10 protein-coding genes are annotated in these 13481 nt (G+C 57.7%); 4 read left to right on the plus strand and 6 right to left on the minus strand.

Going from position 1 to position 13481, the window contains the following annotated elements:
- The coding region (locus tag AC3WPZ_RS25780; protein ID WP_492442227.1) for a Tn3 family transposase at window positions 1-306 on the plus strand (306 nt) is incomplete at its 5' end.
- A gap of 357 nt (window positions 307-663) precedes the next feature.
- Here the strand turns inward: AC3WPZ_RS25780 and AC3WPZ_RS25785 are convergent.
- From AC3WPZ_RS25785 to AC3WPZ_RS25795, 3 genes are all read right to left on the minus strand, one after another.
- Window positions 664-1008 carry a CzcE family metal-binding protein gene (locus tag AC3WPZ_RS25785; protein ID WP_492442229.1) on the minus strand — a complete coding sequence of 115 codons (345 nt, stop codon included), beginning with the start codon at window positions 1006-1008 and terminating at the stop codon, window positions 664-666.
- Window positions 1009-1252: 244 nt separating this feature from the next.
- Entirely contained in the window at window positions 1253-2287 is a 1035-nt protein-coding gene (locus AC3WPZ_RS25790; protein ID WP_444691273.1) for a porin, read from the minus strand.
- A 563-nt stretch (window positions 2288-2850) separates the two neighbouring features.
- Window positions 2851-4725 carry an LTA synthase family protein gene (locus AC3WPZ_RS25795; RefSeq protein WP_492442231.1) on the minus strand — a complete coding sequence of 625 codons (1875 nt, stop codon included), beginning with the start codon at window positions 4723-4725 and terminating at the stop codon, window positions 2851-2853.
- 721 nt (window positions 4726-5446) lie between these two features.
- Between AC3WPZ_RS25795 and AC3WPZ_RS25800 the strand changes: the two genes are divergently transcribed.
- Window positions 5447-6994, plus strand: coding sequence for a tetratricopeptide repeat protein (locus AC3WPZ_RS25800; protein ID WP_488929315.1), 1548 nt, complete (start codon window positions 5447-5449; stop codon window positions 6992-6994).
- A gap of 615 nt (window positions 6995-7609) precedes the next feature.
- On the opposite strand, the gene AC3WPZ_RS25805 is transcribed toward AC3WPZ_RS25800, so the two are convergent.
- The 3 genes from AC3WPZ_RS25805 to AC3WPZ_RS25815 form a co-directional block, all read right to left on the minus strand.
- On the minus strand, window positions 7610-9169 hold the full coding sequence (locus AC3WPZ_RS25805) for a GAF domain-containing sensor histidine kinase (protein ID WP_492442234.1): 1560 nt from the start codon (window positions 9167-9169) through the stop codon (window positions 7610-7612).
- A gap of 249 nt (window positions 9170-9418) precedes the next feature.
- Window positions 9419-10648 (minus strand): sensor histidine kinase, encoded by a 1230-nt coding sequence (locus AC3WPZ_RS25810; RefSeq protein WP_492442236.1) that lies wholly within the window; start codon window positions 10646-10648, stop codon window positions 9419-9421.
- A 117-nt stretch (window positions 10649-10765) separates the two neighbouring features.
- Window positions 10766-11869, minus strand: a complete 1104-nt coding sequence (locus tag AC3WPZ_RS25815; protein WP_492442238.1) for a ThiF family adenylyltransferase — start codon at window positions 11867-11869, stop codon at window positions 10766-10768.
- A gap of 327 nt (window positions 11870-12196) precedes the next feature.
- Between AC3WPZ_RS25815 and AC3WPZ_RS25820 the strand changes: the two genes are divergently transcribed.
- Together AC3WPZ_RS25820 and AC3WPZ_RS25825 are read left to right on the plus strand one after the other, a co-directional pair.
- Entirely contained in the window at window positions 12197-12559 is a 363-nt protein-coding gene (locus AC3WPZ_RS25820) for a transposase (RefSeq protein WP_492442240.1), read from the plus strand.
- Window positions 12538-13353: an IS3 family transposase gene (locus AC3WPZ_RS25825; protein WP_492442242.1), complete on the plus strand. Its 816-nt coding sequence runs from the start codon at window positions 12538-12540 to the stop codon at window positions 13351-13353. The genes AC3WPZ_RS25820 and AC3WPZ_RS25825 overlap by 22 nt, the downstream gene beginning before the upstream one ends.
- The last annotated feature ends 128 nt before the right edge of the window (window positions 13354-13481 follow it).

A 13481-nucleotide genomic window follows, 5' to 3' on the forward strand; every position in this document is an offset into this window, starting at 1 on the left:
TCGCGCCGCATCTCTCGCCATCTGAAACATCGCGCATCAGGGCCCATGGCGGCGAGCGTTGTGCAGACCTTCCCTAGCGGCCTTAACCTGGTGACAGCGGCTGTCGTGTTGTGGAACACGGTCTACCTGGAGCGCGCAGCGCATGCGCTGCGCGGCAACGGGCATGCCGTCGATGAGGCGCTGTTGCAGTACCTGTCGCCGCTCGGCTGGGAGCACATCAACCTGACCGGTGACTACCTGTGGCGCAGCAGCGCCAAGATCGGCGCGGGCAAGTTCAGGCCGCTACGTCCGCTCCAACCGGCTTAGCGTGCTTTATTTTCCGTTTTCTGAAGCGACCCCTTCATACGGCGACCGTCTCCAAGGGCCGGCAGTTTGGCACGTGAAGTTCTTCAATCTGGAATGTGACGAACATGTAATTCGGCTGACAGAGGGCTGTTGCACTCCGGGGTAAACGACATCCCTTCGACAAGGAGTCCGGCCCGGACCCCAGGGCGATGCGCTTTTAGACGATAAAGCGCCTGCTAGGGTCCAAGTCCGGAGCGGAGCCTATGAAAGGCGGTGGATAGGTCGCGCTCAAGCAACCGTCACCGCCATCCCATCTCACTGTGGTTAGGACATGAACCTGAGCTACTGGCCCACGAGCCAGGTACTGGTGGCCACCAATCAACGGCGATACAACGGACTCTTGGCCACGTAAACACGATAGTCCTTGCTCGTAAACCCGGCAGGTGCGAACTGGGCGAGATCCCAGGAGCGGCCATCCAAACCATTGAAGGTCCACGAAAACTTCTTACCGCCTGAGCCCACAAAGGAGACCGTTTCCCCATACTTGACGTTGGCGTACTTGGTTGCTTCAACGTCCACGATTCTCGAGCCAGCATCCGTGCTAGCCGACTGGCCTTGGACCGACTGACCATTGCGGAACGTTTCAGCTGCAGACACTGCACCCAGAGTGCTGGTGAGTGCGACTGCGATTGCTGCGATACGGAGTGTTGAAAGTGCTTTCATTTGGAACCTCAATAGTGAATGGAACTGACCCTTGAGCTAGGCAGGGTTGCCCTCAAGAACCGACATCAACTTTAAAAACGAGGCTCCTACAACATTGAGATTGAAGAATGACAAATCCGTCATGTTGCTCAGGAGGAAGGCGAGTTCATCGCTGCTCGCACACGAAAAAGCACGCAGACCTGCCATACCGGCCAATCTGCGTGCAAGAAGAACCCGAGGTCACCCCGAGAATCGGGGTATCTGCTTAGAAGGTGTGGCGCAGGCCCACTTCGAAGCCGGAGGAGTTTTCACCTCCCAGCATACCGGCAGGAGGCGTTCCGAGGACAGAACTACGGGCAGCGCCGTCGTTGCTGATGCGGCTATACGTGGTGTAGAGTGCCGTACGCTTCGACAGGTCATGCACGTACCCGATTGCCAGACGACTGCTGTCGTCGCCGTCTGCATAGCCAGAGCCCACTGGACCACCAGAACGATTGGCGCGCGTGTAGCCAACGCGGATGGTGCCGGTGGCAACAGGAACGCTGGCGCCGATGGAGATGTCCTGCGTCTTACGGTCACCCCAGGTCTTCACGTCATACAGCGTGTGCAACGTTGCAAAGCCAAACATATAGTTGAACTTGACGTTGTAGTGTTTGAAGTCGGAAGGCGTTCCGACATCGGTTACACCGTATGCCACACCAACGTCCATCGCCGAGTTCTTGTATCCGAGCCCACCACCCGTATAGCGGTTGCCCACAATTCCTTCGCTTGGCGCGACTTGAATCTGGCCATACACGCCACCCATGGCGGGCAGCAGGTAGCTGATTGCATTGTCCGCGCGGAGAACCGTGCTGGCCACGCTGCCCAGGTTCGAGCCAGCTCCATAGAGGAAGATGCCGCGTGAGCCAATACCCACGATTCCAAATTCGTCGCCCAGGCCGTTCATGAAAGTGGGGGTGTAGTCACGACCCAGTCGGACTTCACCGAATCCACCACTCAGACTCACTGTCGAGCGGCGGCCAAAGAACTTTGCGGGGTCCGCTGTACCCGTGTCCACGGCGAACTGTGATTCGAGGTGGAAGCTGGCTCTCAAGCCACCACCGAGGTCTTCCACGCCGCGCAGGCCCCAGCGACTGGTCATGTTGTCGCCAGAAGCAAGTTGAGTTTGCGACCCGGCAGATCCGTTCTTCACCGAACGCACCGCAGCGTCGACAACGCCAAACAGCGTCACAGAGGATTGGGCGCTTGCGACGGTGGACACAGCTGCCAGCGCAGCGAGCGTCAGCATTTTCCTGTTCATATTGATTGCTCCTAGTTTGGGTTTGGTACGCACCTCCAACTGCTCTCGTCGCAGCCACTGGCTGCAAGAAAACTTGGTGCGATACGTAGGCTATGGGCACGACGTGGAATGAAGCAGGTCGACCCCGAGTTGCAGAAACAATCGCAAGTGATTTCTCTTACAACAGGCGCCATCTGTATGCTGTCGTCCACGGGCTCGCCGCACTCGCGCTCATCACAGCCAAGAAATCTATGCACGAGATTGCAGTGCTCTAGCCCTAAAAGAAGTCAAAGCGGCATGCGCTCTAGAGGCAGAGAGTTCTGTGGCGGACCGGAGCAATTTGCTGTGTGCAGCTCACGCTGAAGGCTCGCGCATGAAAGAGAAGCGCCTTAGGCATCGCGTCGGAGAACGGGTGCGAACCCCTAAGGAAAGCAATGGACAGGTACGCCCGAGCCACTTCAGGTGGTACTACTGACAGTCAATGCGGTCCATGAGTGACGCCCCGTGCGCCATATCGTGCTTTGCGAACAACGCCTGATGCTCCCCGCAGAGTCAGCGTACCCGCGAGACGTCTCCACCTCGACTCAGCGATGCCATTGACGTTGATATGCCCATTGGGCGTATCGAGCATGCGCTTGTGCGGTCTCCACCAGTCCTGGGTCGCCTTCCGGCAAATCACTCAACACCCCTTTGGCGTAGCGCATGACCCTGGCCGGACGGTCTGGCTGCAACACTGCCAGGCGGTCGCCCTCCATGTATGCCTGGATCTTGTCGAACTGCAGAATGGCTCGACCCACTCGCGCGCGTTGAGCTGGGTCACTCATATCCCGGCCCATCCAGGGGCTCTCCCCGCTTAGACCCATCATCGACACCAGGGTAGGTGCAAGGTCTATCTGACTTGCGATGGACGCTATGCGTTCCGGCGAGCGAATCGCGCCTCCAAGAATGAGACCTGGGATGTGAAAGCGTTCGACCGGTATCACGGACGGTCCATACACTCTTGAGTTGTGGTCAGCCACCACGAGGAAGAGTGTGTTTTGCCAGTACTCAGAAGACTTGGCCTTCTCGAAGAAGCGTCCAAGTGCATGGTCCGCATACTTCACAGCGTTGTTGACCGTGCTTCTTGGTTGCTCATACAAGTCGAAGTTGCCGTCCGGAAACTCGAATGGTGAGTGATTTGAGGAACTGAGCACCAGACCGAAGAATGGCTTGTCCTTAGGCTGCTGAGTGAATTGCTGATGAGCGAGTTCGAAAAGGTCACCATCGGATGCGCCCCAAGTACCTATAAACGCGCTCTTCGGCATGTCCTTTTGCTCTACTACACGGTCAAAGCCATTGCCCATGAAGTAGCTTCGCATATTGTCAAAATGCGACTCGCCACCGTAGAAGAACGTCGACGTGTAGCCATGCGGCTTCAAGAATCCGGCGAGGGTAAAAAAGTCACGTTGGGACTTTGCCAACTTCACGGTGCTTACCGCAGCCGTCGGTGGAAAGCCAGCTACTACTGCTTCAATCCCCCGCACTGAGCGAGTTCCTGTTGCATAAAGGTTTTCAAACCAAATGCCCTCATCCGCTAGGCGGTCAAGGTTGGGAGTGAGTGGAAGACCTCCAAGCCGCCCTACGAACTCGGCACCGAGGCTCTCCTCCAGGATAAGCACTAGGTTTAGCGGCCGCGCTCGCGGCTGCAAGCTCGCTATCTGATGGCGCAAGGGCACCGAAGGGTCTCGAAATGCAGTCGAGGGAAGGCCTGTTTCACGGCGAACGATTTCTATGACCTTTGACTCGGGAATCTCCGCATACGTGATGCCACCTTCTTCAGCCTTTCTTGACTGATAAATCGCATAGCTGACTGTGTAAAGGGAGCTCAGTGGAAGCTCGTTGACCAGGTGGTCGGTCGTCACTGCAGCAGTTGCCGGGTTGGCCGCTCGGTGGCCAAGAGCTCCCCGAGCGCTTACCGCCAACACTGCAAAGAGCAAGACCGAGAGCAACGGCGTTTGCCATAGACGCAGCTGAGCGGAGGCACGTACGGGTTTGCTCATCCGCCAGTAAACCAATGCCAGAAGGGGGAGAAGGACTGCGGTGAAAAGCAGATGTGGCCAATAGTCCTTTAAGAGCGTGCCACCCACTTCCTTTCCATAGCCGAGGTACTCGACAAAGAGGTAGTTGGGGCGGCTGTCGTACTGACCAATGAAGGCTGGTGTGGCCAGCTCCATGAAAGCCACCAGCAGCACTGCCACTCCGCCGTAGCAGCGAAGAAAGGTCGACCACCAAAGACGGCTGCCACGATACAGCGCCATCCAAGGTGTTGCAGCTACGGGAAACACCCAAATCATGCCAATAAGAACCAGGTCGAATCGGAGACCCTCAAGCAGGAGGTGCCCCCACGCGTCAGCCTCCGAAATACGACTCGCCTGCCAGAATGACATTGCGAAACGGGATATCCACAGCAAGGCCAGCATGCACGCCATGGGAATGAGCAAGGGTCGTAACACGACCATGAGGCTTTGCAAAGTTGAATGTGCTTCCAACTCGCGATGACTCGTCAGAGCACTCCCTAGCCGGCGGCTAGAAGCGGCACTTGTTTTCAATTTTGATTGAGATTTCTTCGAATTCCAAAGCGGCATGCTGGTCTCATCGCATAGTCGGACTCTGCGACGTCCTCAAGCTCAACACCTTCCTCCGTAGCCACGAAAGCACAAATGAAGTGGTTAAGAAGAAGGTCGTGTTCGCAGGAGGAGGCGACGTAGAGCAAACGGCCACTCACGGCGAGTCATCTCGCGCAAGGCAATCCCGTTCGTCAACGGACAAGGTACATCCTGGCGTCACCGCTCGAACGTGCGCAACGTCGCGAGAGGAATCTACTGAGGGACAAGTTTCTAGATGCTTGCGTCTTGGTTAAAACGAAGTCACCTTGTCGTTAGAAATCTGCACCTGCATAGCGCGGTGGTCAGCGCCACGAGAATCTCGACAGAGCTCTTGACGACGTCAAGGTATGAGCTGCAGCGGAACATCGATGCTCACACCAACACGACGCGCGTCACGTAACAGCCTCGTGACGCATGCGTAATGAGCACGCCACAGTTTGGAAACCACCTCGTAGATAGATTTCCCGGTGAACGGTCACAAGTGTCCGCAATGGTGCGACATGAGACGCGAGACCATCTAACCGCACGGGAAAGAATGCGACGACAAGACGTACAGCTGCTGACACTTGCGAAGCAAGGCGACCGCGATGCTCTTTGCGAACTCGGGCAACGCTACTTGCTGGGTACTGACGGGTTTTCGCAGTACATCGACCTCGGGCTCAAGTACCTTTCGCATCCCTCTTTAGCGGACTCTGAGCTGTCGGCAAGAATCATCGCTGACGCGCTGCCGCTGAGCGAACTGGTTCGACGGAGTCTTGTGGTTGTGCTTGCATCAGCAGCAAACGGTGGTGCAGCTTCCGCGCGCCTCAAGCTAGGATTTTGGCGCGCGCTGACACATAGAGAGGTGGATTCCGTTCACCGTCTGTGGGGCCAAGCGAGCGCAGACGGATGCCAACATGCGGCAGCAGCAATGAACGCGCTATCGGGCGGCAAAGAAGACTCAATGAAGGTCGCCATGTCTACACTTGCCTCTCTCCCTGAGATAGACGCTAGTGGAACGATGACTCAAGCACTGTCGTCGGCTGTAAAGAGTGGCGACCTGGATATTGCTGCTCGTGTCATGGAATACGCGGTTTCAATGGAAGTGGAACAAACCCCGGAACTCTGTGATGCTGTGTGCATTGCGCTGGTCGCAACCCAAAACCAGCGCATGACGTTGCCGCAGATGGATAGTGGTCGACTGCAGTCGATGCTGGAAGACTGCGTGAAGCGGGGCAACTCATCTGCCGCCTTGGTCTTGGGTCGCGCCCTATGCGGCATCGATTCGGTGTTTGCGTGGTCCGCCAGTTTGACCCCAAAGCGGAACGTCCGTGGCGGAACAGCTCTGCTCTTTCGCGCGGCAGACGCTGGGATTGAGGAGGCGTGGTTGCTACTCTATCGGGTACATGCGTATGGCCAGGGGTCAGTCGCCAATCCACAAGCTGCCAGGTTCTTCCTGGAGAAGGCTGCTTCAAGTGGGGACCCCTGCGCGCAACGTCAACTGGGAGCATCAATATTGAAATCGGCGCTCGACATCGAGGCGTTTGAGGCTGGCATGCATTGGATGACGCTGGCAGCGAACCAAGGTGACGCGATTGCACGGAATCTCTTGGGCACGTTCGTGCTTCCAATTCGCGGAGAAAGGAAAAGAGCCTTCGACGCGATTGACACAATCGCTCGTCTGGATCCCGGCGTAGCTCATCGCCTCCGCATAGCAAGAAACTTTGGACTGACTCGAACAGAGGCCATGTGCGTTGACATTGCCTCAGGCTCTAGGCCCTGGGGATTCGTTGTCTCCAAAGATGCCGCCGATGAAAGACTGAGATCTCGCTTCAGTCGCGCGATTCCAGCTCTTGAGGCAACTTTTTTGGACCATGTTCGTGAGGCTGCTGAGTTCTTCCGACAAACTGGTGAAAGCGGCTCAGTCACGCGGGGTGACCGTCGACTGAGAGAGCACAGGCTCAAGTACGTCCTTGAACTGTGCGACTTTGACGAGTCACTCTTCTTTGCACAGGTGCCTACCGCCACTATCGCAACACTTCGGCAAGGTGCGAGTTGGGCGCACAGTGTCAAGAAAACGCTACGTACTGCTTTGGCCAACTAGGAAGTGACATCGGGCGTGGACGCCATTTGGTGTTCTCGAACAAGTTGGTGCTCCGTTCTCAGCTTGCCGTATCAAAGATGCGCCAGCCGCCCTGGCGCCACTCATATGCGCGACGCGTATTGAAAGGGCGTCCGGTATTGTCGGAGCGAGCGTGCTCGGTTTCAAAGTGCCGACCCGTGCGAGAGGTGGGCGCCAACCTGAAACCTCCTTGTCACATCCAAATGTGACCATCATCCCACGCAGCAATCATCGCCCGCTTCCAGCGCGCGCACGGTCGATACACATGAGAAGAATGGAAACGTCCTTAGTTCACAACGCGCCAGTGTTCTCTCCAAATGCTGAGCTGCGCGATGCGCTCAAAGATTGGTCTCGCGCCGTGGACGCTCTGCACGAGAGCCAGACGCGCTCCCGGCTCGAAGGAGACGCCAACGTCACAGCAGATACACCGTTGGTTCGGCGAATCAACTCTGCGCGGGTGCGCTGTGAGCTGCTCATCAAGTTCAATCCTCGGTCGGCATTTGAGCCTGGGCTAACACTCGCGGGCGCTTAGCGCTCTGCGAAAACGGCCACGCGTGTAGCACTTCCCAACCAGAACTTTTTCCGGAACGACCGGTATTACGACCCTGGAGAGACGGCCGCAGGGAGTGTGACGATGAAGCTTGCACCTTTACCCAGGCCACCACTCTTCGCTACGACGCTCCCCTGATGGAGCTCAACGAGCTGTCGAACAAGCGCTAGCCCGAGCCCCATACCTCCGCGATGAAACGCGTCGGTTTTCTGGGCCTGGGTGTAGACGTCAAATATGTGGGGCAAGAAGTCGCTTTCGATACCGATGCCTTCATCGACAACTTCGGTCACGACTACACCGTCGACGCTGGATGCCTTTATGACGATGTTGCTGCCTTCGGCCGAGTACTTCGACGCGTTCGTGAGAAGGTTGGTGAAAACCTGTACGAGACGAATGACATCACCCCGCACCAGGAGGGGGTCGTTGCCTACCAGGACCTCCAGCGTGTGCCCTCTGAACGCAATGTGCTGCTGTGTCGACTCAATTGCGCTAGCAAACACGCTCTGAAGGCGGACGTCTTCAACATCCAGTTGAAACTTCCCGACGCGAATACTTTCGACATCGACCAAGTCATTCACCAGCCTCGACAAAACGGCGGTCTGGTTGTCGAGCGTCAGAGTGGCTTTTTGCTGTCTTGCGTCATCCTTGCCATGGGTGTGTCGGAGCAGTTGCGCGGCAAGCCTGATTGATGACAAGGGGTTCTTAAGCTCATGGGACAACACGCTGAGGAATTTCTCCTTGTTGTCGTTTTCCACTTGCAACTGCTGAATTGCGAGGTGCTGTTGTGTGACGTCGTTGCCCTGGATGAAGATGCCGATGACCGAATGCTCTTGGTCCAGCAGAGGCTGGTAGACGAAGTCAACATATCGCACGTAGGGCGTGCCCTCAGCGTCAACAAGGTCGACCTTCACATCTGCGCCGACATAAGGCTCACCCGTCTTGAAGACGCGGTCTAGCAACGCATCGAAACCTTGACCTGCGAGTTCTGGGATGGCCTCAAGCACCGACTTGCCAACCAGCTCGCTTTTGCCCACGAGGCGAGCGTAGGCCTCGTTCGCGAGCTCGAAAACATGTTTCTCTCCTCGCAGCAGAGCGAAAAATCCGGGCGCATGTTGGAATCCAACCTCGAGAAGACGGCGAGAATCTTCACTCTTTTGAAGCATGAGGCCGGCTCGCTCTTCGTCCTTCCGCAACCTGCTGACCAAGGAGGCACTCTCGAAAATCGCAGAAGCGAAATCCGCCAGAGCCTTGACCGACTGGAGGTCCCGTGAGTCGAACGTCTCCCCTGGTGTGTGCTTGACGACCCAGATGGTGCCCACGAGCTTGTCGTCCTGGCAGAAAGGCACAAGAAGTAGGGTATGAACAGGCGGCTTGATATCAGCGACGTAGCCGTAGTAGCGTTCGGGCCGAGTCATCAGCAGGGCGTGCTGCCTGTCAAGCACGGTTCCGCAAGGGCTGAACTCTCGCGGCAACTCAGAGTTCAGGTACTGCTCGAACTCGCCGCAGGTAGCGACCCAACGAAAGCTTTTCTCGCTCGCTTCAAGTAGGCTAATGCCACACGATTGAGCCGATGTCAGGGACATTGCCGACTCCACGAGAAGGCGCATCACTGCTCGTGGCTCGTCCTTCAACGCCTTGGAAAGCGCTAACAGAGCGGTGCCAATTTCCGGATGCGGCCCCTCGCTTGTTGACGTCGCGACCTCAACGATGACGTCGTCTACCGTGCCGGTGGCAGGGACACTTAGCATGCCGAACCTTTGCGTTCTCGGTTGCGGCGCCGGCAGAGCCTGGACAAGCGAGCGAAGGCCAGTGTACGCCGTGAGAGAGAAAGTGGTCTGAGAGTGTGGCCGCCGACGCTATCTGACGTCTTCTTGTGAATGGCTGGAGTCGGAAACTTCATCACACGCGGAAGGCCAGCTCATCTCGAATCGAGTTCCCAACTGCGCATCCGAAGTGACGCTCAGCTTGCCACCATGCGCGACCGCAATAAGCTGGCAGATGTGAAGGCCCAGGCCCATGCTGGCGTCATCTCGCGCAACGCTGTCGCGCGCATATGCATCAAACACTCGGGCCAGCTGGTGGTCCGCAATGGGTGCCCCCCAGTTTGTGACCACCAAAGTGGCGACGCCTTTGCTCTCGGCTGTCTCCACCGTGATGGGCATGTCGGTGGCGCCGTAGGTCAGCGCATTGCCGATGAGATTGGAGAGCATTTGCTGCAGACGTTCTGGGTCGCAGCGAACAGGACAGCTGATGTTCAGACTGGCTCGAATCTCTCGGCCCGGATTACCGTCTCTCGCCTCCTGGATGACGGCTTCCATGAGCACATCTATATCGGCATAGCCGGCCAGTCGGACGGGCATGGAGATGCCTGCACGACCTCGTGCGAAGTCGACCAGGTCATCGACGAGGCCGCTCATCCTCCCCGCGCTAGCGTGCAACATTGCGCCGACCTTCCTGATTGCTGTGTCGTTGCTGCGCTCGAGGATGCTGCTTGAGTTGTGCATCGTGGATAGCGGATTCCGAATATCGTGAGCCACAACCGCGAGAAATTGCTCCCTTGAAATCCCAGTAGCCTTCTCGTCGGCAAGCTCTCGCATAGTCCATCCATGGAGGAGCGCGTCGTCCAGGAGCCGCCCAATGAGCGCGGCCAAGCCCTCGACCATGCCGATACTGCGCTCGGTATTGATGCTGACTGGACGTGCATCGAGCGCACAGAGCGACCCGAAGTAGCTTCCATCAGCCAGGTGAATAGCGGCCGATATGTGGCTTCGGAAACCGTAGAGACGAGGTGCCTGGTGATTGAAGTAGGTCGGGTCTCGACGAGCGTCGTCGAACGCGATGGTGGCCGGTTTGTCGAGCTGAGCCACGCACAAGGTGGTGTTGACATCCAGTTCGTCGCCAGGCGAGAGGCCAAAACCACCTTCATCGAGTACCGAACACAAAACCCAACGCTCTCGTGTAACTCGAGCGATTCCAACGAAGGACATTCCGGTTTGGTCGCGCAACAACTTGAGCACGGGAGGGACTGTCGGTATGCCAGACAGCAGGGCGACTTGTCCCTCGATGTCATACACATCCAAAGCCATGTTTCCTCCACTTTAATTTCGGCGACCCTATCCGTCTCCAAGCTGGCCAGCATCGCGCGCACACAGCCGGGTCAAGCTACTTTTTGTAACGCCGTTACCGGTATTTGCCATCTCCGACTAGTTCTGGGCGGGCGTCGCCTCGAGCAACTCGGCCGCAGCGCAGCGCACACAGCGAAGGTGCCGCTGCTGCGGATTCATCATCAAGGGTGACGGCGTCTTGAACACATGCTGATTCCAGCCGTCGCTGACATCAGCGTTCAGCTGTACATCGCGCAACAGCATGATGAAACCAGCAACGCCGGCCAAGAGCGAAGAGAACGAGAACGGCACATCGAGGGCGCCCTTGGCATCGTCTCGAAGAACCCGGCCTGTGGCGCACAGCACAGGCAAGACAGAACGCAGGGGTTCACCCTGTATGCGCTCGAGAGGTATGTCCTTTTCTGTTGAGACTTTATGCGCCTCCTGAGCAGTGAGTTCTCGAGATGAGGAAAGCAGTTCGCGAACGACTTCTGGATTCAATCCCGTATGCCTGTGGAACCTTGCCACCTCATCCATTGGGTTGTCGACAGGTTCAGGGTAGGCGCAAAAGAGGCATCCGCGTCCTTGGCCTGGAACATACTGTCCTGCGCCGATGTAGCTCTCGCTCGTCCACATATTGATAGTGCGTTTCGGGCACTTCAATGCAGCCTGTCGACGAGCCTCTTCGGAGTCCAAGCCGGTGACAACACGCTCGAGGGGTCGCTTGTAGCCGTGGTCTTGGCAATAGGTGTTCATATCCTTGCTGTGAGGCGTCACTGTCAGCTGCGCGTGTCCGCGCAAACGCTCCGCGATTGCCTCGACCTTTGACGTCCCGGCGCTCCCCGGTCTCATAAAGGCATAACGCTGCCCATTGCCCGACCCGTAGTTGTCGCTGTCGACGAGGTTCAAGTCCCCGGTAATCTTCCTGGGCCATTTCTCCAGCAGCCAGGCCATCCCGTGGGTTACGGCACCAACACCAAAGACATGCGTTTCCCCTAGGTCGATGTCCGCGAGCTCGAGACCTTGTGCATTGAACAGTTCTCGCACATCCGTGACCCAGCTACCTAGGGGCTTTGCGCCGGAACCAGTCAGCTCACGCTCAAAGCAGCTACGAAAGACCTGTGCTGCGGCCAGACCTGCTGCAAAGGCAGGCCCAACAGGGTTCAGACTCTCTCCACATGTGGCGCCTTCACCAAAAGCCACGTGCCAGCCATCGGCCCCCACTTGGATGGAGGGCGAAGCTCCTTGTGGCGCGGGCGCCCCGATACTCACCACCAGGTCATACGGCGGCTCCCAAGCCACACGTAGTCCACCTGTAGGAGCACCGCCAGACCGCGCAGCTTCCTGGCTAACGCCCAAGGCAATTTCTGCTTGTTCACCGCTGAAGTCAAGGTTGGGCCAGAGCCTTCCGAGCGTGTCGGTGTTGAATTCCGTCGATCTCTGACCCTAAATTGGAGTGACCCCATGCGGCTGGACCACCGGGCAAAGCAGAACTGATACGCTGACCGGGCCTTCAACCAGGAGAAGGTCATGTCATCAAGAGGCACGTATCGGCGCCATGCGCCGGAGTTCAAGATCCAGCTTTGCCAGGACATCCGAAGCGGCGCTATCGGCCGGCGCGATGCGGCGAGGAAGTACACCCTGTCGACCAACCTGATTCAGCTCTGGCTGACCCAGTACGACAGAGGAGAGCTCAGCACTGAAGAGGCGGAGGCGTCGGTCATCTCGGAGTACGAAGCGAAGATCGCAGCCCTCGAGCGCAAGGTTGGCCAGCTCACCATGGAACTGGACCTGGTCAAAAAAACGCCACGCCTACGCCTCGTGAGCGACAACGAGAACTTGTCGATCGTCACCGGCCCCAAGCCTGCTCCATCCGGCGGGGGTGCCAAGTGATCGATCTGCCGCGCAGCACCTTCTACTACCGCTCGACGGCAGCCAACGAGAATTTGAGCGATGCCAGGCTCACCGAGCTGATTGGAATCATTCAGGACGAGTTGCCTGGCTACGGGTACCGGCGCGTGACGCACGAGTTGCGTCGCCGCGGCCATGTAGTCAATCACAAGCGGGTCGCGCGCGTCATGAAGGCGCAAGGCATGGGCATCAAGCCGCGCAGGCGCTTCGTTCGCACCACCGACAGCAAGCACAACTCGCCGATCTTCCCGAACCTGTACCGCAACGTCATCCCGACTCGGCCGAACGTCGTGTGGGTCGCTGACTTCACCTACATCCGGATCGCCTCGGGGTTCTGCTACCTGGCCGCGATCCTGGATGCGTGCAGTCGCAAGGTGGTGGGCTACGCGATCTCGCGCAATATCGATACGACGTTGGCCCTGGCCGCGCTGAGATCCGCCGTGCAAAGCCGGCAACCTCCGGTCGGCTGCATCTTCCACACCGACCGCGGAGCGCAATACGCAAGTGAGACCTACCGCCGGGCTCTGCAGGAAGCTGGACTACAAGGTTCCATGAGTTCGCCTGGCAACCCGTACCACAATGCGCAGGCCGAGAGCTTCATGAAGACGCTCAAGGTCGAAGAGGTCTACATCAGCGGCTATGAGACCTTCGACGATGTCGCCACGCGATTGCCGAGGTTCATTGAAGAGGTCTACAACGCCAAGCGCCTGCATTCAGCACTCGGCTACAGGTCACCCAACGAGTTCGAAGATCAACTGGTCCAGCAAGCGGCTTAGATCTGACTCCGGTGGTCCAGCCGCATGGGGTCACTCCAGACAACACATAAACCTAGGGAAGGTCTGCACAACCTCCGCTGTGCCTGCGTGATGTGAGACATTGACGACATGAAACAAATGAGCCTTGG

Source organism: Hydrogenophaga sp. FW305-3-2-15-A-LB1 (genome assembly GCF_058787875.1).